16 protein-coding genes and 2 tRNA genes are annotated in these 18,691 nt (G+C 71.3%); 6 read left to right on the top strand and 12 right to left on the bottom strand.

Annotated elements, in window-relative coordinates; translation table 11 throughout:
• Positions 1-18 precede the first annotated feature (18 nt).
• On the top strand, positions 19-1,815 hold the full coding sequence (locus ACWGJ2_RS10745; protein WP_453345651.1) for an AMP-binding protein: 1,797 nt from the start codon (positions 19-21) through the stop codon (positions 1,813-1,815).
• A gap of 76 nt (positions 1,816-1,891) precedes the next feature.
• On the opposite strand, the gene ACWGJ2_RS10740 is transcribed toward ACWGJ2_RS10745, so the two are convergent.
• The 6 genes from ACWGJ2_RS10740 to ehuB all read right to left on the bottom strand — a co-directional run bounded on the left by ACWGJ2_RS10740 (position 1,892) and on the right by ehuB (position 6,270).
• Positions 1,892-1,965: transfer RNA gene (locus ACWGJ2_RS10740), tRNA-Lys, on the bottom strand.
• 151 nt (positions 1,966-2,116) lie between these two features.
• Positions 2,117-2,875 carry an IclR family transcriptional regulator gene (locus tag ACWGJ2_RS10735; RefSeq protein WP_453345650.1) on the bottom strand — a complete coding sequence of 253 codons (759 nt, stop codon included), beginning with the start codon at positions 2,873-2,875 and terminating at the stop codon, positions 2,117-2,119.
• Positions 2,876-3,133: 258 nt separating this feature from the next.
• Positions 3,134-3,904 (bottom strand): ectoine/hydroxyectoine ABC transporter ATP-binding protein EhuA, encoded by a 771-nt coding sequence (gene ehuA / locus ACWGJ2_RS10730; protein WP_453345681.1) that lies wholly within the window; start codon positions 3,902-3,904, stop codon positions 3,134-3,136.
• A gap of 40 nt (positions 3,905-3,944) precedes the next feature.
• Positions 3,945-4,595, bottom strand: coding sequence for an ectoine/hydroxyectoine ABC transporter permease subunit EhuD (ehuD, locus tag ACWGJ2_RS10725; RefSeq protein ID WP_453345649.1), 651 nt, complete (start codon positions 4,593-4,595; stop codon positions 3,945-3,947).
• Positions 4,592-5,347 carry an ectoine/hydroxyectoine ABC transporter permease subunit EhuC gene (gene ehuC, locus ACWGJ2_RS10720; RefSeq protein ID WP_453345648.1) on the bottom strand — a complete coding sequence of 252 codons (756 nt, stop codon included), beginning with the start codon at positions 5,345-5,347 and terminating at the stop codon, positions 4,592-4,594. Before ehuC ends, ehuD begins: the two co-directional genes overlap by 4 nt.
• The gene (gene ehuB / locus ACWGJ2_RS10715) at positions 5,344-6,270 is read right to left on the bottom strand and encodes an ectoine/hydroxyectoine ABC transporter substrate-binding protein EhuB (RefSeq protein ID WP_453345647.1); all 927 of its coding nucleotides are present in this window, start codon (positions 6,268-6,270) and stop codon (positions 5,344-5,346) included. The genes ehuC and ehuB overlap by 4 nt, the downstream gene beginning before the upstream one ends.
• Before the next feature lie 126 nt (positions 6,271-6,396).
• Here ehuB and ACWGJ2_RS10710 point away from each other — a divergent pair, with 126 nt between their 5' ends.
• Positions 6,397-6,918, top strand: a complete 522-nt coding sequence (locus ACWGJ2_RS10710) for a DUF3830 family protein (RefSeq protein ID WP_453345646.1) — start codon at positions 6,397-6,399, stop codon at positions 6,916-6,918.
• Here ACWGJ2_RS10710 and ACWGJ2_RS10705 read toward each other — a convergent pair.
• Both ACWGJ2_RS10705 and ACWGJ2_RS10700 read right to left on the bottom strand, forming a co-directional pair.
• On the bottom strand, positions 6,899-8,326 hold the full coding sequence (locus ACWGJ2_RS10705) for an amidase (RefSeq protein ID WP_453345645.1): 1,428 nt from the start codon (positions 8,324-8,326) through the stop codon (positions 6,899-6,901). The two genes, ACWGJ2_RS10710 and ACWGJ2_RS10705, sit on opposite strands and share 20 nt — an antisense overlap.
• Before the next feature lie 124 nt (positions 8,327-8,450).
• Complete coding sequence (locus ACWGJ2_RS10700; RefSeq protein WP_453345644.1) at positions 8,451-9,416, bottom strand: D-2-hydroxyacid dehydrogenase; 966 nt, start codon at positions 9,414-9,416, stop codon at positions 8,451-8,453.
• Positions 9,417-9,629: 213 nt separating this feature from the next.
• Between ACWGJ2_RS10700 and ACWGJ2_RS10695 the strand changes: the two genes are divergently transcribed.
• The 3 genes from ACWGJ2_RS10695 (at position 9,630) to ACWGJ2_RS10685 (ending at position 12,799) form a co-directional block, all read left to right on the top strand.
• Positions 9,630-10,571 (top strand): maleate cis-trans isomerase family protein, encoded by a 942-nt coding sequence (locus ACWGJ2_RS10695; RefSeq protein ID WP_453345643.1) that lies wholly within the window; start codon positions 9,630-9,632, stop codon positions 10,569-10,571.
• Between the two features lie 142 nt (positions 10,572-10,713).
• A complete protein-coding gene (locus ACWGJ2_RS10690) occupies positions 10,714-11,454 on the top strand; it encodes a maleate cis-trans isomerase family protein (RefSeq protein WP_453345642.1) in 741 nt (246 codons plus the stop codon).
• Positions 11,455-11,740: 286 nt separating this feature from the next.
• A complete protein-coding gene (locus ACWGJ2_RS10685) occupies positions 11,741-12,799 on the top strand; it encodes an LLM class flavin-dependent oxidoreductase (protein ID WP_453345680.1) in 1,059 nt (352 codons plus the stop codon).
• 594 nt (positions 12,800-13,393) lie between these two features.
• Here the strand turns inward: ACWGJ2_RS10685 and ACWGJ2_RS10680 are convergent.
• Positions 13,394-15,034 carry a putative bifunctional diguanylate cyclase/phosphodiesterase gene (locus tag ACWGJ2_RS10680; RefSeq protein WP_453345679.1) on the bottom strand — a complete coding sequence of 547 codons (1,641 nt, stop codon included), beginning with the start codon at positions 15,032-15,034 and terminating at the stop codon, positions 13,394-13,396.
• Between the two features lie 664 nt (positions 15,035-15,698).
• Between ACWGJ2_RS10680 and ACWGJ2_RS10675 the strand changes: the two genes are divergently transcribed.
• Positions 15,699-16,901: a M6 family metalloprotease domain-containing protein gene (locus ACWGJ2_RS10675; RefSeq protein WP_453345641.1), complete on the top strand. Its 1,203-nt coding sequence runs from the start codon at positions 15,699-15,701 to the stop codon at positions 16,899-16,901.
• 74 nt (positions 16,902-16,975) lie between these two features.
• Here the strand turns inward: ACWGJ2_RS10675 and ACWGJ2_RS10670 are convergent.
• The 3 genes from ACWGJ2_RS10670 to ACWGJ2_RS10660 form a co-directional block, all read right to left on the bottom strand.
• Positions 16,976-17,049: transfer RNA gene (locus ACWGJ2_RS10670), tRNA-Lys, on the bottom strand.
• Positions 17,040-17,783 carry a hypothetical protein gene (locus ACWGJ2_RS10665; protein ID WP_453345678.1) on the bottom strand — a complete coding sequence of 248 codons (744 nt, stop codon included), beginning with the start codon at positions 17,781-17,783 and terminating at the stop codon, positions 17,040-17,042. Before ACWGJ2_RS10665 ends, ACWGJ2_RS10670 begins: the two co-directional genes overlap by 10 nt.
• A 466-nt stretch (positions 17,784-18,249) precedes the next feature.
• On the bottom strand, positions 18,250-18,612 hold the full coding sequence (locus ACWGJ2_RS10660; protein WP_453345640.1) for a hypothetical protein: 363 nt from the start codon (positions 18,610-18,612) through the stop codon (positions 18,250-18,252).
• Positions 18,613-18,691 lie beyond the last annotated feature (79 nt).

The following is an 18,691-nucleotide window of genomic DNA, read 5'->3' as shown; positions in this document are numbered from 1 at the left end:
CAACTATGGTGCGCGCCCATGAGCGCACCGCACACCGACGAGCCCGCTCACACCGACCACGTACGGGCCGACCGCGCGCGGGCCGTCACCGTCGACGAGCTGATACGCGCGGGCTGGGGCGACCACAGCCCCGGCGGCCTGCGCTTCGAGGGCGGGACGTACAGCCACCACGCCTTCACCGCCGCCGCGGCGGCCCGTGCGGCGCTGCTCACGGATCTGCTCCCGCGCGGGGCCGAGCCGCACGTGGGACTGCTGCTCGACAACGTCCCCGAGTACCCGATGTGGCTCGCCGCCTGCGCGCTCGCCGGGGCCACCGCGGTGGGGATCAACCCCACCCGGCGCGGCGCGGAACTGGCCCGCGACATCACCCACACCGACTGCGCCCTCCTCGTCACCGAGCGGACCCACCTCCCGCTCCTGGCCGGGCTCGGACTCGGAACCGGAACCGGAACCGGAGCCGGAGCCGGGGCGCCCGGTTCCCCGCGCGCCCCGCGCACCCTCGTCACCGACGAGCCCGCCTGGGCCGAGCTGCTGCGCCCCTACGAGGGTGCGCGGCCCGGCGAGGCGACGCTGCGGAAACCGGAACCGGCGCGCCGGATGCTGCTCACCTTCACCTCGGGCTCGACGGGCGCGCCCAAGGCGGTGATCGTCAGCCAGGGGCGGCTCGCCGCCGCGGGCCAGGCGCTGGTGCGGCAGTTCGCGGTGCGCCCGTCGGACGTCCACTACCTGTGCATGCCGCTCTTCCACGGCAACGCCGTGATCGCGGGCTGGGCCCCGACCCTCGCGGGCGGCGCCTCCGTGGCGCTCTCCCGCCGCTTCTCCGCCTCCCGCTTCCTGCCCGAGGTCCGGGCGCACGGAGCGACCTACTTCACCTACGTGGGCCGCGCCGTGCAGTACCTGCTGGCCACCCCCGAGCGCCCGGACGACGCCGACAACCCGCTGCGCCTCGGCTTCGGCACCGAGGCGGGTCCGGTCGACGCGGCGCGGTTCACGGCACGCTTCGGCGTGCGGCTGGTCGAGGGCTACGGCTCCTCCGAGGGCGGCGCCGCCATCCAGCACGCGCCCGGAGCCCCGCCAGGCGCCGTCGGCCGCGCCGCCGAGGGCGAGGACCTGGCCGTCGTCGACCCGGACACCGGCGAGGAGCGCCCCCGCGCCAGGACAGGCCCGGACGGGAAGCTGCTGAACGGGGACGAGGCGATCGGCGAGCTGGTCAACAGGGGCGGCGGGCGCCGCCGCTCCCTGTTCGAGGGGTACTGGAAGAACGAGGAGGCCGCCGCCGCCCGTACGCGCGGGGGCTGGTACTGGACGGGCGATCTCTTCTACCGCGACGAGGAGGGCTGGTTCCACTTCGCCGGCCGCGCCGACGACCGTATCCGCGTCGACGGGGAGAACCTCGCGGCGGCCGTCATCGAGAACATCCTCGCCCGCTTCCCCTGCGTCGCTTCGGCCGCCGTCTACGCCGTGCCCGACCCCGTCTCGGGCGACCAGGTCATGGCCACCCTCGCCCTCACGGAGGGTGCCGTCTTCGACCCCGTAGCGTTCACCGGGTTCCTGGCCGGGCAGGGCGACCTCTCGACGAAGGCGGCCCCGCGCTACGTCCGCGTCGTGTCGCGGATGCCGGTCACGGCGACGAACAAGATCCAGCGTGCGGCGCTGCGCGGGGAGGGGTTCCGGTGTGCGGAGCCGGTCTGGTGGCGCCCGTACGAGGGGGAGACGGCGCCGGGCACCGCGTACCGCCCGCTCACCGCCACGGATCTCGCGGAGCTGGCCGGGCGCTACCGCGCGCACGGGCGGGAGGAACTGCTGGAGCGCTGAGCACGCGGCCGTAGGCGGACGAGCCTGTGGAGACACGACTGAGGCCCCTCGCTCTCGCGAGGGGCCTCAGTTTCTGTGCGCCGCCAGGGACTCGAACCCCGGACCCGCTGATTAAGAGTCAGCTGCTCTAACCAACTGAGCTAGCGGCGCGGGTGCCTGCCGTTTCCGGCTGACAGAAGAAATACTACCCCCTTCCGGGGGGTGCTTCCGACCAAGATCGGTGCGACGCGCGCGGGCGCGCGCGAGCCCAGGGCGGGGCAGGGGGACGGCCGGGGAGGGGCCGGGGAGCGGCCGGAAGGGTTCAGAGGGAGAGCGAGAGCAGCACCGGAGCCGCCCTCCGGCTCAGCGTCTCGGCCGCCCTGCGCAGCCGGTGCGCGTGCTCCACCGGCAGGGACAGCGCGAGGCAGCCGACGGAGGCCCCGGCCGTGATCGGCACCGCCGCGCAGACCGTGCCCACCGCGTACTCCTGGAGATCGAGTACGGGGACCGTCGGCGGCTGGCGCTCCAGGGTGTTCAGCAGCAGCGCCTCGTCCGTGATCGTCCGCGAGGTGAGACGTGCTGTCTTGTGGCGGGAGAGGTGGTCCTTGCGGCCGTCGTGGTCGAGCTGGCCCAGCAGGCACTTGCCGATCGCGGTGGCGTGCACGGCCGAGCGGAAGTCCACCCACTGGTTCACGGCCGGGGTGCCGGGGCCGTCCATGACCTCGGCGATCTCCAGCTCGCCGTCGCGGTAACGGCTGTAGTAGACGGCCGCGCCGATGGAGTCGCGGAGATCGGCCAGGGTGCGCTGGAGCCGCTCGCGCAGCGCCCGCTCCCTGTCGCCTCCCGTGCCCAGCAAGACGAGGGACTCGCCGACGACGAAGCTGCCGTCCTCAAGGCGCTCGACGTAGTTCTCGCGGCGCAGCATCAGCAGCAGATGCGCGAGGTGTCCGGGTGGGAGGCCCGTCTCGTGGGAGAGCGCGTCCTCGGTGATGCCGTCGCGCTGCCTGGCGACCGCCTCCAGCACGCGCAGCGCGTACTGCACCGAGTGGAACGGCGCGGTTGGCTCGGGCCTGAGCGCCACGGTGGCCTCCTTGGAGGGTGTGACCGTTTGCGCCGTGACCGTCGCGTCCTGTCACGGCAGTGCCTCTCACGATAGCGGTGAAGTGACGTCGGCGAAGGAGTTGTCGCTGCTATCGGCATATGCCGTTGGCGGGAGCCACAACGGGGCCGGGCGCCGGGCCGAGCCGGGGCCCGGCAGCGCGCGACGGGCGCGGTCCCTCGGGAGAGAGGGGCCGCGCCCGTCGTACGCGCCCGGCGGGCCGGGTCCGGAGAACAGCCCTCAGAGGACCGCGCTCAGGAACTCGCGGGTGCGCTCGTGCTCCGGATCGCTGAAGATCTTCTCCGGGGAGCCGGACTCGATCACGCGGCCCGCGTCGAACATCAGCACGTCGTCCGAGATGTCGCGCGCGAAGTTCATCTCGTGGGTGACGCACAGCATGGTGATGTCCGTCGTGTGCGCGATGTCGCGCAGCACGTCCAGGACGCCCGCCACCAGCTCGGGGTCCAGGGCCGAGGTGACCTCGTCCAGCAGCAGCACCTGCGGGCGCATGGCCAGCGCGCGGGCGATGGCCACGCGCTGCTGCTGGCCGCCGGAGAGCTGGGACGGGTACTTGTCGATGTGCTCGGTCAGGCCGACCAGCTCCAGCAGCTCGCGGGCCCGCTGCTCGGCCTCGTCCTTGCCCAGCCCGAGAACGTGGACGGGTGCCTCGGTGATGTTCCGCAGGACCTTCATGTTGGGGAAGAGGTTGAACTGCTGGAACACCATGCCGATGTTCTTGCGCACCTCACGGGAGTGCTTCTCGCCCGACGGGACGAGCTTGCCGTTCTTCTCCTCGTGGGTGAGGTAGTCACCGGCGACCTTGATCGTTCCCTCGTCCGGCTTCACGAGCGTCATCAGCAGCCGCAGGATCGTCGTCTTGCCCGATCCCGAGGGGCCGATGAGGGTGACGTGCTTGCCGGAGGCGACGTCGAAACAGAGGTTGTCCAGGACGACGTTGCTGCCGAACCGCTTGGTGACGTTGTCGAACTTGATCAGTTCGCTGCCGTCCACGGTGGGGTTCGGGGTCTCTTTCGAGGTGCTGTTGCTGTTGTCAACGGACAAGACGACGCTCCAGGGCTCGCATAAGCAGGGAAGCCGGGTAGGCGATGAGGATGAAGGCGATGCCGATGACCGTGATCGGCTCCGTCGGCTGGAAGGTGTCCGCGCTGAACTGCCGTGCCTGGCCGAGCAGTTCGAGCGCGCCGATGGTGGCGATCATCGGGGAGTCCTTCAGCATCGCGACGACGTAGTTGCCCAGCGCGGGCACCACGCGGCGGATCGCCTGCGGCAGGATCACGGCGCCCCACGTACGGCCGGGCGGCAGGCTCAGCGCGGTGGCGGCCTCCCACTGTCCGACGGGAACGGCGTCGATACCGGCGCGGTAGACCTCGGCGGTGTACGTCGAGTAGTGCAGGCCGAGGCCGATGACACCCGTGACCAGCGCCGAGAAGGTGATGCCCCACTCGGGCAGCACGAAGTAGAGGAAGAAGAGCTGCACCAGCAGCGGGGTGTTGCGGACGAACTCGGTGACCACGTTCACCGGCCAGCGCACGGCCTTGAACCGCGAGCGCTGCGCCATGGCCCAGACGAGTCCGAGGGCGAAGGCGATCAGCGAACCGAGCACCAGCGCCTGGAGTGTGAGGAGTACGCCGTCCCAGAAGTACGGCATGAAATCGCCGACGGCCGACCAGTCCCAGCTCATGCGGTACCCCCTCCACCGGCGGCGGTCTGCCGCGCCGCCTGGTCCGACTCAGCGCGCGCGTCCAGCTTGCGCGTGAGGAATCCCTGTTTCCGGGGCGCCTGCCCGAGGCCCGCCTTCGCGTGGCGTTCCAGCACGCGCATGCCGCGGGTGAGGACGAACGCGAGGACGAAGTACATGACCAGGATGATCGTGTAGACCGGGGCGCTCTGGCCGAGCGCGTTGCGCACCAGCGAGGCCCCGAAGGTGATGTCGCCGACGCCCATGATCGAGACCAGCGCCGTGCCCTTGAGCAGCTCGATCAGCAGGTTGTTGGCCGGCGGGATCATTTCCGGCCACGCCTGCGGCAGGATGATCTTGGTGAGTCGCTGCCACGGGCTGAAGCTGAGCGCGATGCCCGCTTCCCGCTGCGCGGGGGCGACGGCGGCGATGGCGCCACGGACGATCTCCGAGCCGTACGCGCCGTAGGACAGCCCGAGCGCCAGCACGGCCGCCCACATGGGCACCAACTGCCAGCCGAGCGCGACCGGCAGCACGAAGAACAGCCAGAACATCAGCACCAGCGCCGACGAACCCCGGAAGACCTCCATGTAGAGGCCGGAGAGGAAGCGGACGATCCAGAGCCGGTTCGTCCTGGCCACGCCCACCACGAAGGCGACGGAGGCACCGAGTGCGGCGCTGTAGACGGTGAGCTGGATCGTGACCCAGACACCCTTCAGCAGGAGTTCCCACAGACCCGCTGTCAGCTCGGTCATTTGCAGCGCTCCTTAGCCGTCATGTCCGTCATCTCGCCCTCCAGGAATCCGAAGGGCTTCATGACGCGCAGGAGTTCACCGCTCTTCTTCATCTTCCGCAGTTCCGCGTTGAAGGCGTCGCGGAGATTGTCCTCGCCCTTCCTGAACGCGAAGGCTCCGGTGCCCAGATCGGGCTTGCCGTCCAGAGTGGGCGTGAATGCCTCGGTGTACTCGGCCCGCCTGCTCTTGGTCTGCTTGACCACATTGCGGACCGTCACCGCAGTTCCCGCGAAGACGTCGGCCCTGCCCTGTTCGACGGCCAGCAGTCCCGCGAGCTGGTCCTGGAGCAGCATCATGCTGTCCTGTTCGACGCCCGCGTCCTTGGCGTAGTCGATTTCGGCATAACCGACGCCGGTCGCCATTTTGGCTCCGGTCTTCTTGATGTCCTTGTATGTGCGCAGATTCTTCGGATTTCCCTTGCGCACGATGAACGCGTCCGGCATCTCGTACTCGGGATCGGCGAAGAGCACCTGCGCGCAGCGCTCGGGCGTGATGTACATGCCCGCCGCGACCACGTCGAACTGCTGCGAGTTCAGTCCCGGGATGAGCGAGTTGAACTCGGTGGGCAGCGGCTGCACGCTGGCGATGCCCAGCCGCTCGAAGATGACGCGGGCGATGGCCGGGGAGGACCCGGTCAGCTCCCCGTCCTTGTCGATGTAGCTGTAGGGCTGTTCACCGGCGATGCCCAGCCGTACGGTCCCTTGGGCCCTCAATCGTTCCAGTAGATCGCCCCCGTTCGCGGCGTCGGCGCTGGAGACACGGCTGCACGCCGTCGTCGCTCCGAGCGCTCCCACCGCACCCAAAGACGCCGCTCCTGCGAGCAGAGAGCGGCGCGTGAAACCTCTTCCGGCACTTCCGGTGTTGTTCCCTCGTGGTGGAGCCATGGGCGCGCGGCTACCCAGTTAAGCCGAAGATATGCGGATCGTTTCCGGCCCTTGACGGGGTCGTTGTGGGGTTGACATTTGCGTCACTATTGACACGTAAATGACCAACCCTCATGCGGAGGCACGATGGCCGATCGCTTCATTGAAGTCTCGCTGGACAAGCGGGGAGTGAGCTGCACCGCCAAGCTGCTCGACGACAGGGCGCCGATCACTTGTGAGGCGGTGTGGAACGCGCTTCCGCTCGGCGGAGACGTGTACCACGCCAAGTATGCCCGCAACGAGATCTACGCCCTCATCCCGCCCTTCGCCCCTGAGGAGCCGCCGCTGGAGAATCCCACTATCACTCCCATTCCGGGAGACCTCTGCTATTTCACGTTCTCCAACACCCAGTTGGGCACCGCGTCCTACGGATATGAGGCAGCGGCCGAACAGCAGGGCGGCAAGGCCGCCCATGCCGAACGGGCCACCGTCATCGATCTCGCGCTCTTCTACGAGCGCAACAACCTCCTGATCAACGGCGATGCCGGGTGGGTTCCCGGCATCGTCTGGGGAGCGGTCGTGGACGGTCTCGACGAGATGGCCGAGGCGTGTCAGGACCTCTGGCGCGCCGGAGCGCTCGGCGAGACGCTCAACTTCCGGCGGGCGTAACGAGAGAGGCGAGCGCGGGGGCCGGAATGTCCGCGGCCCCCGCCTCGTACAGCGCCTGCGCGGCGCGCAGCACCAGGTCGTCGCGGTGGCGCGCGGCCACGAGCTGGATGCCGACCGGCAGCCCGTCGGCGTCCACCCCGCAGGGGACGGAGGCGGCGGGCTGCTGCGTCATGTTGAACGGGTACGTGAAGGGCGTCCAGCCCGTCCAGCGCGTGTGCGGGGAGCCCTCGGGCACTTCAAGTCCGGCCCCGAAGGCGGTGATCGGCAGCGCGGGCGTCACCAGCAGGTCGTACGTCTCGTGGAAGGCGCCCATCGCCTTGCCCAGCGCCATGCGGACGTCGACGGCGGCGAGGTAGTCGAGGGCCGTGGCGCGCGCCCCCTCTTCGCAGATCTCGCGCAGACCGGGGTCCAGGGCCGCGCGCTGATCTTGGCTGAAACTCTCCGTCACGCGTGCGGCTCCCGAGAACCAGAGTGTGTGGAAGGCATCCACGGGGTCAGCGAGGTCCGGATCGGTCTCCTCGACGTGCGCGCCCAGCTCCACGAGCCGCTCCACCGTGCGCCGCACGGCGGCGGCCACCTGCTGGTCGACGGCCACCTGACCGCCGAAGCTGGGCGAGTACGCGACGCGCAGCCCCTCGACGCCCCCGGCGAGCCCGTCGCGGAAGCTGTGGGTCACCGGGCCGAGCTGGGACCAGTCGCGCGGGTCGGGGCCCGTGATCACGTCCATCAGCAGCGCCGCGTCCGCCGCGTCCCGGGTCATGGGGCCCACGTGCGCGAGGGTGCCGAAGGCGCTCGCGGGATAGATCGGGACCCGCCCGTACGTCGGCTTCATCGCGAAGATCCCGCAGAACGCGGCCGGGATGCGGACCGAACCGCCCCCGTCCGTGCCCAGGCTCAGCGGTCCTGCGCCCAGCGCGACGGCCGCAGCGCCGCCGCCGCTGGAGCCGCCCGCCGTGCGCGACGGGTCGTACGGGTTGCCCGTCGCACCGTGCCGGGGGCTGTCGGTGACGCCCTTCCAGCCGAACTCGGGCGTCGTCGTCTTGCCGAGGAAGACCGCGCCGTGCTCGCGCAGCCGCGCGACGGAGGGCGCGTCCTCGTCCCAGGGGCCCTCGTCGCCGACGGCCCACGAGCCCTTGTAGGTGGGGCCGCCCTTCTGGAGCAGGATGTCCTTCACCGTCACGGGCACCCCGTCGACCAGCCCCCGCGGCTGCCCGCGCCGCCACCGCTCCTCGGACTCCCTGGCCTGGGCGAGCGCCTGCTCGGCGTCGATGCGGACGAAGGCGTTCACGTGCGGCTGCGTGGCTTCCGCGCGCTCCAGCGTCGCGCGGGCCGCGTCGACGGGGGAGAAGTCCCCCGCCGCGTACCCGGCGACGAGCTGGGTCGCGGTGAGAGTGGTGAGATCCGACATGGCGGCACCTTCCGGTGAGGTGAGAGTGACGGAACGCTGTGGAACACCCGCGTGCTGGCCTTGGCTGTGTGCCCGGCGGCCATGTGCCCGGCCGGTGCACGTGCCCGGCCGGGCACATGCTCGGCTACGTGCTCGGTACGTAGCCGAGGCCCTTGTCGACCACGTTCAGCAGGGGCTCGCCCGCCTCCCACCGGTCGAAGTTGTCGAGGAACTGCTCGGCCAGGTCGTCGCGCCAGCCCAGCGTGTCGCCGCTCATATGGGGCGAGACCAGCAGTCCCGGCACGTCCCACAGCGGGCTGCCGTCCGCCAGGGGCTCCTGTGCGAAGACGTCGAGCGCGGCGCCCGCGATCCGCTCGGCCCGCAGCGCCTCGACCAGGTCGTCCTCGACGACGTGCTGGCCCCGGCCGACGTTGATGAAGCGGGCGCCCGGCTTCATGCGGGAGAAGGCCGCCGCGTCGAAGAGGCCGCGTGATTCCTCGGTGAGCGGGGCCACGCAGACCACCCAGTCCGCCTCGCCGAGCAGCGTCGGCAGAGCCGCGTTCCCGTGGACCCGGCCGAATTCCGGATCGGTGTCGCGAGCTGTACGGCCAACGAGGTCAACTGTGACACCCAGTGCCATAAGTGTGCGGCCAATTGTGCGGCCAATTGGGCCCGATCCGACGACCAGCGCACGAGTGCCGCCCACCCGAATTGTCTCCCGGTGTCGCCACGTCCTCCGGCGCTGCAATTCCCAGCTTCCGGGGAAATCTTTGGCCATAGCTAGAACGAGTCCGGCCACGTATTCGGCAATGGGCTGGTCAAAGACTCCCCTGGCATTCGTGACGACCGTGTCCGGGGAGGCGGACAGCTCGGGCAGCAGCCGGTCCACCCCCGCGCTCGGCGTGTGCACCCAGCGCGGCCTGGGGCCCCCGCCAGGCCACGCCTCCCGCACCGCGTCGGACAGGAAATCCCAGACCAGAAGCACATCGGCCTCCGGAAGGTGAGTGGCGAGGGACTTCTCGTCGGCGTGTACGACGCGTGCGCGCCCCCGGAGCCGATCGAGCCTGGGCAGGGGCTCGGCGTCGAGGACAAGAACACAGGTTTCGGACATAGGCAGGAAACCATTTCGAAACGAGGGTGCGGTTGGCTGATCGAGCAAGGCGGGATCTTGCAGCAGATGCGAGGATTGACCACGGTAGGGAGCGCAAACTACCTTCGTCAACAAAGGCATCTGTCCCTGCGTCCCGGCTTCTGTCCGGCTTTCCTTTTCCCCCTTCTGCTGGCTTCTGGCCGCAGGCCACCCCTCCGTTCTTTGGGGCTCGAAATGGATGTCTCCTTCCTCGGCGGACCGCAGCCACAACGCGGTGTCGGAATCGTCGCACCCTTCGACTTCGCACTGGACCGTGAGCTGTGGCGCTGGGTTCCGGACGACGTATCCCTGCACCTCACGCGCACTCCTTTTGTCCCCGTCGAGGTAAGCCTCGACCTGGCCCGCCTCGTCAGCGAACACGAAACGCTGCGCGAGGCCGTACAAGCGCTGGTGGCGGTGGCTCCGGAAGTCCTCGCCTACGCGTGCACGTCCGGCAGCTTCGTGGGCGGCATCGAGGGAGAGCGGGCGATGAGCGCCGCGATGGCCCAGGCCGGTGAGCTGCCCTCCCTCACCACCTCGGGCGCCCTCCTCGACGCGCTCGAGGAGATCGGCGCACGGCGTGTCGCGGTGGTCACCCCGTACACGAAGTCGGTCACCGACTCGCTGGAGGAGTTCCTCGGCGAGGCCGGGATCGCGGTCACGGGGCGCAGCTATCTCGGGCTGACCCGCGAGATCTGGCGGGTGCCGTACCGCGACGTCGTGGACATGGCCCGCGAGGCGGCCGTGGACTCGCCGGACGCGCTCTTCATCAGCTGCACCAACCTTCCGACGTACGACGTCATCCCCCAGCTGGAGGCGGAGCTGAGGATGCCCGTCCTCTCCGCCAACCAGGTGACGATGTGGGCGGCGCTGCGGCGCGTCGGCAAGCAGGCCGTCGGCCCGTACCAGGCGCTGCTCGACCCCGTCGCGCGACGCGGCCCGGCGGCGATGGCACCTTCGCCGCCGGAGCCCTACGGGGTGAGCGAACCGTCCGTCCCCGCCGCTTCCGAGCCCGCCGATCCGGAGCCGGAGGCGGCCCTCGCGGGCGCGGGCACCGAGAGCGCCGAGCCCATGGAGGGGCACGACCCCTCGTCCCCCCTCCCCGACGAGTGGGGCGGCGCACAGCCGCCCGTGTAGGCGCCCGTACGAGGGCGCCCCCGCGAAACGAACCGAACACGGCGCCGGGCCGACAAGCAGCCCGGTGCCCCTCCATGCCCACACGGCACCACGAAGAACCGCAGCACAGCAGGGAACAAGGTCAACGCTTCGGGAGGCGTAGATGGCGAACGCGGCAGAGCCCACGCGGGCGGTCGGATTCCTGTACCCCGGCTATTCGGCCGAGGACGACTACCCCCGGCTGGAGGGCATCCTGGCCGAGGCGGGCGCCGAGGTACGGCTGCCGCTGGTGCACACCGACATCGGCGAGGACGCCCACCGCGTGGACGCGCTGCTGGAGATGGGCTCGGCGGGGCGGCTGGCCGACAAGGTCGCCGAGGTCAAGGAGCACGGCGTCCAGGCGGTCGTCTGGGCCTGCACCAGCGCCAGCTTCGTCTTCGGCTGGGACGGCGCGCACGAGCAGGTGCGCGAGCTGTCGGCGACGGCCGGGCTGCCCGCCTCCAGCACGTCCTTCGCCTTCGCCGGCGCGGTACGCGCGCTCGGGGCCGAGCGGGTCGCCATCGCGGCGACCTACCCGGAGGACGTGGGCGAGCTGTTCACCGGCTTCCTCAAGGCGGCGGGCGCCGAGGTCGTCTCGATGCGCGGCAGCGGCATCATCACGGCGGCCGAGGTCGGCACCTGGGGCAAGGATGAGGTCCTGGCACTGGCGCGGGGCGGCGACCACCCCGAGGCGCAGGCGGTACTGCTCCCGGACACGGCCCTGCACACCGCCGCCTGGATCCCCGAGCTGGAGGAGGCGCTCGGCAAGCCCGTGCTGACCGCCAACCAGGTCACCGCATGGGAGGGGCTGCGCCTCCTGGACGCGAAGGTGCGCTGCCCGCGCCTGGGCACCCTCTTCTCCTGACGACGGCACGTCCACGGCACGGCTGCCATGGCCGTACCGCCCCGGCCCCGCGCCGGAGCGGTACGGCCATTCGCTTTCTTTGTCCGTACGGGCGCGTCCCGCACCCCGTGGTCCGTCGCACACGCGCACCGGGAAGAGACGGGGGACGCGCGGGGTTGTCATCTGCTGTACGGCACAGCAGAGCGAGAGGCGAGGCCCAACGGTGAGCGACGCGCACGCGCACGGCACGAGCGACAGCACGGAGACAGCCACGGGCGCGGGCCCGCGGGACAGCGCCCAGGACCCCATCAGGGGCGAGGCGCGGGGCACGGCACCCGTCGCGCTGTCCGTGCTGGACCTGGCGAACGTCGGCGTCGGGCACACCGCGACCGACGCGCTGCGCGCCTCCACGGAGACCGCGCGCCTGGCCGAGAGCCGCGGCTTCACCCGCTACTGGGTGGCCGAGCACCACTCCATGCCGGGCGTCGCCAGCTCCTCGCCCGCCGTGATCCTGGCCCACCTCGCCGCGCACACCCGCCGCATCCGGCTCGGCTCCGGCGGCGTCATGCTGCCCAACCACGCCCCGCTGGTGATCGCCGAACAGTTCGGCACGCTGGAGGCGCTCGCGCCGGGCCGCATCGACCTCGGCCTGGGCCGCGCGCCCGGCACCGACGGCGCGACGGCCGCCGCGCTGCGCCGCTCGGACAAGCTCCGCGAGGGCGCCGACGAGTTCCCGCAGCAGCTCGCCGAACTGATCCGCTTCCTCGACGACGACTTCCCCGACGGCCACCGCTACGCGCGCATCCACGCCGTGCCAGGACCTGTCCAGGGCGGCGACGGCGGACGCCCGCCGGTCTGGCTGCTGGGCTCCTCCGGCTTCAGCGCACAGCTCGCGGGCCAGCTCGGGCTGCCCTTCGCGTTCGCCCACCACTTCTCGTCGGCCAACACCATCCCGGCCCTGGACCTCTACCGCGAGACGTTCCGCCCCTCCGCCGTGCTGGACGAGCCGTACGCGCTGATCGGCGCCGCCGCGCTCGCCGCCGACGACGAGAACGAGGCCCGGCGTCAGGTGCTCACCGGGGCGCTGTCCATGCTGCGGCTGCGGACGGGGCGGCCTGGGCTGATACCGACGCCCGAGGAGGCCGAGGCGTACACCTTCAGCGCGGTCGAGCGGGACTTCGTCGACGGCTGGCTCGGGAACGTCGTGCACGGTACGCCTGACGCGGTACGGGACGGGCTCGACGCGCTGGCCAAGCGCACCGGCGCCAACGAACTGATGATCACCGCCAACGCCCACACCCCTTCGGCCCGCGTCCGTTCCTACGAACTCATCGCCGACGCCTACTCGCTGCCCGACCAGCCCTGACCCCTGTCCCAGGGGACGCCTATCCGGGTGCCTCCTGGGGGTGTCGTTTGCGGCTGCGGCCCGGTGGGTGGGTTGTGCCCACCCGTCCCGCCGAGCGGGACGCTTGCCCACAACAGGGGTGGCGCGTCGCCGTCGGCTTTCCGTGGTAGGGCTGGGCCCGTACCGCGAGGTGCGGGCACACAGCACGGGAACAACCGAAGTGGCCACCGACCTGCGGTTGGTCACCGGGCTGGGAGGGGACGTGGTGGGGTGTCCCCGCAGGTCGAGAAAGTCACCGGCGGAAAGCCGACGACGATGGCTTCACGCCGAGGAGACACCCCGGCGCGGCGCCGACCCCCACCACCCACGCACCCCACACGGCCACCGGCACCAGCCAAGGATCACGCGGCGCCAGCCGCGACGCACCGCAACCACACGCCGCGCCGAAGCCACCGGCCCGCGCCCGAACATGGCGCCAAGCCACACGACGCCACCCCCGTGAAGCGGCGCAAAAACCAGCGCGGGACCCTACGGCAACACCCACACCGGCGAACCGTCCCGCGCAACACCCCCGTGAAGGGGCCACTCCGAAACGCCAGACAGCCCAGCGCAGCGCTACCGCAGCAGTGCGTCGATGCGCTCAGCCGGCATGGGCTTGGCGTAGTGCCAGCCCTGGCCCGTGTCGCAGCCGATGCGACGGAGCCGTTCCGCCTGCGCCGGCCCCTCCACGCACTCGGCGGTCACCGTCAGCCCCAGCTTGTGCGCGAGCTGCACGAGCGCGGCCACGATCGTCTCGTCGGCGGGATTGGTGTGCCGCGCGGTACGGAACCCCCGCACGAAGGAGCCGTCCAGCTTGAGGGCGCGGACGGGGAGGCGGCTGAGGTAGGCGAGGTTGGAGTAGCCGGTGCCGAAGTCGTCGATGGCGATGCGGACACCCATCTCGCTCAGCGCCTGCAACGCCTGGAGGGGCCGCCCCGCTGACCCCATCACCGCCGACTCGGTCAGTTCGAGCTGGAGCAGTCCCGAGGGCAGCCCGGTCTCGTCGAGGATGCGGGCCACGTCGGCGACCAGATCCGAGTCCCAGACCTGGCGCACTGCCACGTTGACGCTGACGAAGAGCGGCGGTCCTGGATGTTCCAGCATCCAGCGCCGGGCCTGGCGGCACGATTCGGCAAGCACCCACCGGCCCAGCGGAACGATGGCGCCGTTCTCCTCGGCGAGCCCGATGAACTGGTTGGGCCCGAGCGTGCCGAACCGTGGATGCCGCCAGCGCACCAGGGCCTCCACGCCGCGCAGCGCATCGTCGGCGAAGCCCACGATGGGCTGGTACTCCACCACGAACTCGCCGTGCTCCACGCCCCGGCGCAGCGTGCTCGACAGTTCCTGCCGGGTCATGCGGTGCGCGTTGCGCTCGGGGTCGAAGAGGGTCCAGCGCGCCTTGCCGTCGGCCTTCGCCCAGTACAGCGTGGTGTCGGCCGCCTGCATCAGCTCCGTGGGCCCGGTGCCCTCCGCCTCGCGCTCCACCACGCCGATGCTGGCGGAGACGGCGAGGCGCTGGCCCGCCAGGTCGAAGGGGCGTTGCAGGGCGGCCAGCAGGGCCTGCGCCAGCTCGGACATCTGCTCCGTGCCCGTGGAGCTCTCCACCAGCAGCGCGAACTCGTCGCCGCCCAGCCGTGCGACGAGGTGGCCGCCGCCGTACTCCTCGTCGTGGCCGCCGCAGTCCTCTGCGCACTGTGTGATCCGCCGCGCGACCGCGACCAGCAGTTCGTCCCCGATCCGGTGCCCGAGGGTGTCGTTGACGGCCTTGAAGCCGTCGAGGTCGAGGTAGCAGATGCCGATGCGGCCCGTGGCCGTGTCGCCGAGCGCCGTCGAGAGGCGCTCGAAGAAGAGGGTGCGGTTGGGCAGCCTGGTCACCGGGTCGTGCATCTGGTGGTGACGCAGGCGCTCCTGGAGATCGCGCCGTTCGGTGATGTCCGTGACGGACAGCAGGGATTCGCCGCGGCGGGCCGTGGGGGTGACCGTGATCTCGGCCCACAGGGTGTGCCCGTCGGCGTGTTTGAGCCTGCTGGTGCAGCTCATCCGCTCGCCGCGGCCCTGGAGCACGTCGTGGTACGCGGCTCGTACGCGTTCGTCGAGCCGCAGCCCCGTCAGATCCGCGACAGGGGTCGAGGTGAGGGCCTGGGGGCGGGTGCCGAGCAGGGAGCCCAGCGCCCGGTTGGCGCTGAGCACGCGGCCGTCGCGGTCGACGACCGCCATGGGGAGCTGCGCCGCGTTGAAGGCGGCGCGGAAGTCCCCGCGCCGGGCGTGCGGCCCGCGGGCCGCCGAAGCGCGGCCACCCTCGGGGTGCTGGCCCTCCTGGCCGTCCTCGCTTTCCTGGCCGTCCTGACCGTCCTGACCTTCCCGGGTCTTCCGCCGCGTTCGCCGTTCCTGGTGACGATTACCTTCCGTGATGGTTCGCGGTGGTGTTCCGGGGGCGTCGCCGGAGTTGTTGCCCGGTCCTTCGGGGGGTCCGTTCACCGATCGCTCCCACGGGGGACTCGACTCGTGCGGATAGGCCGGGCGGTCGGCCTGGGCGCCCAGAGGCGGATCCGCGCTGGAAATGTGCCGATCATAGAGGTTCGCGCCATAACCGAGCCAGTGTCCCCGGCGTCGATCAAGCCCATTGGTGCACGTGGGACGCACGTGTTCGCACGAGGGTGACCGAAACCCCTCGAAGGTGGGAACAAGCCTGATCGTCTACGACCGAGCATTACTCGGGGTAGTCATATCGCGGGTGACTCGACTGGACCAACGGAACAGGGCGTATACCGCCAAATCAGGACAGTGTGGAGGCGGTCCGCACTTCCTGATCCGGTGAGGTCGAGACGTGGCGCAAACGCGTATACCCGACGGGGTGGCCGCGGCGCGCGGTTGGCGTCGCATGGCCGCGGTTCTGACCGCTCTGACGGCCTTCATGGGCATGGCGCTCATCGCGGGCCCCGTGACAGCGCAGGCGGCGGGCGGCCCGTGCGCCCTGCCCAGGACCGATGCCCACCACTCGCTGGGCCTCGACTCCTGGAACCCCTCCTACCCCCGGCCGCGCGGCACCCTCGACGCGGCCATGATCTTCCTCTCCTTCCCCGACTCCCGGCCCCTGGCCACCCCGCGCGAACTGGCCGCCGACCACTTCCCGGCCACCACGCGGTTCTTCACACGCGCCTCCTACGGCGCGTTCACGCTGCGCCCGCACCCGGCCAAGCGCTGGATCGAGATGCCGCAGGAGTCCACGTCGTACGAGATACAGCGCGACTGGGACTCCGGCAGGCGCGGCTCCTACCTGCGCGACGCGGTGGCGGCGGCCGACCCGCACGTGGACTTCGGCGCGTACGACTTCGTGTATCTCGTCGCCGACCCCGACGCGCCGGGCGTGAACTCGGACGCGACGAAGGTCGTCAACTTCGACGACCCCATCGAGGCCGACGGCACCGAGCTGCGCCGCCTCGTCACCGTCTTCGAGCAGAGTCCGCCCGACCGCAATGTCCTGGCCCACGAGACGGGCCACGTCTTCGACCTGCCCGACCTCTATCAGCGCCCCGAGGACGGCAAGGCCGACTGGGACACGTACGTCGGGGACTGGGACCTCATGGGAAGCCAGTTCGGGCTGGCGCCCGACCCCTTCGGATGGCACAAGTGGAAGCTCGGCTGGCTGGAGCGCCGCAACGTCTCCTGCGTCCCCGACCGCGCGGGCACCAGCCGCCACACCCTCCGTCCGCTCGGGGCCGGGCCCCTGGGCGGCGCGGACGACAAGCGCCTGACCGTCGTCCGTACGGGCCCGTACGAGGCCCTCGCCCTGGAGGCGCGCGGCCGGTACGGGAACGACGGCGCCGTGTGCCAGAGCGGGGTGCTCATGTACTGGGTGCGCAGCGACCGCGCCTCGACGGAGGGCCCGGTCGAGGTCATCGACGGCCACCCGCGCCGGGGCGCCTGCGTGGGCAGCTCGGTCCTTCCGCAGCTCGCCGACGCCCCGCTGCGCGTGGGGGAGAGCTATGCGACGGAGCGGGGCGGGGGCGTGCGCGTGGAGGTCACGGGGCGCGGCGACCGGCACGGCTGGGACGTGAAGGTCACGAGGGACGGCCCGGTGTGAGGGATGCCGGAGCCAGGGGTGGAGCCGGGAACGCCGAAGGCCCCTCGCTTCCGCGAGGGGCCTTCGACCGTCTGTGCGCCGCCAGGGACTCGAACCCCGGACCCGCTGATTAAGAGTCAGCTGCTCTAACCAACTGAGCTAGCGGCGCCTGCTGACGTCGTAGACCTTAGCATCACGATCCTGCGTTGTGAAAATCGATTGTTCACGTGTACGCCCTTCCCCACCTGCGCGGACGGAGCGGAAGGAGCGCATCGTGCGGACGCAGGCCCAGAGCAGCACCTCGGGTCCGGGCAGCCAGGGGTACCGCACGTCGGGCGCGACGAGCCAGCGCGAGGCGGGGCGGTCGGCGGCGTCGGACGGGGGAGGACCGGCGGGGCGGAGCGCTGGGATGGTGACGGCGTCGCCGAGGCCGTGGCAGAGCAGCGGGGGGATCGTTTCCGCGGGGCCGTCGGACCCGGACCCGGACTCGGACTCGGGGCCCTCCCCGGCCTCCGTCCCCTCCCCCGAGCCGTGCGGCGTGCGCCACTCCTCCCAGTTCAGCAGCGCGGGGAGCCGCTGCGCCGTGCCCGGCGCGGCGAAGAGCAGGGCGCGCCCCCGATGCGCGGCGACGGGGCCGCTGCCCGGGCCTCCCGACCAGAGCCGGTCGAGGAGGCGGCGCCCGAAGACGGGTGACGTGCTCACGATGTCGAAGACCGTGCCGCAGGGCAGCACGCTGGGCGCGGTGGGGCGCAGGTCCCACAGGGCGTGGACGCTGCGCGGGAAGGCGCTGGCGGAGGCGAGCCAGTCGGCTCCGGCCGGGGTGACGTGGGCGGGGCCCGTGGACTCCTCCGCCTCCGCTTCCTCCTCCGCCCGCTCGGCCCGCTCGGCTCCCTCGGGCCACAGGGGCCACGCGTGTCGCCTGGGCCGCTCGGGCCAGGGGGACGGGACGGCACCGTGCGTGCCCCGTGGGGTGCGAGCGGAACGGGCGTCACGGGTGCTGCGGGTGTCACGGGCGTCACGGGTGGAGCCGCGGGACGACGTGATCGAGGCGAGCTGGAAGACGTCCGAGTGCTGAGGAGGGGTTTCCCCGTGCCAATCGCTCATGGCATATACGTGTAGCGAAAGACGGGGTTCCGTTTCTGTGGATTGACAGAAATCGGGACAACGTCGCCGAGGGTCCGCTATCTTTCGCTGCGCATATGCCACATCATGATCGGGCGGCCGGACAGCAGTCCGGTTCCTCTCAGCCGTTCCGAGGGCGCCATGGCCTCGCGGTGGCCCCGCTCCCCTCAGCCTTTCCGGGGACCCGCGGTGCGGACGTCGCCCGCGCCCGCGCCGCCGGCGTCGCCCCCGGCCCCCGGTGCCGACGTCACTCCGGCCCGCGGTCGGCGAGCAGCTCGCGGCCGAACTCGATCATCTTCCGCGCGTAGTCCTCGGTCCACTCGCCGCGCTCCGCGATGGCCGCCTCCGAGAGCCGGTCGAAGCGCTTGGGGTCGGCGAGCTGTGCCGCCGCGATGGCCTGGAACTCCACGGCGCGGTCGGCGGCGGCGCGGAAGGCCAGCGCCAGCTCGGTGGCCCGGCCGAGCAGCTCGCGCGGGTCGGCCATGGACTCCAGGTCGAAGAAGTGCTCCGCGTCGGGTGCCGCGTCCGACGGTTCGAACAGCAGCGGTGCGGGCCGGCGGAAGCGCGGCGCACTGCCGCGCGGATCCGGAGCCGAGTGCGGCTCGGGCATCTGGCTACCTCCAGGGTCGTGGGCCGCGTTCCATTGTGCGCTTCCCGCTCACGCTTCCCGCCGGACGCTTTCCCGCGGG

The organism is Streptomyces sp. NPDC054796, assembly GCF_053611545.1.
Note: the sequence above shows the minus strand (reverse complement) of the source record. Positions and strands in the feature narration are given on the sequence as shown.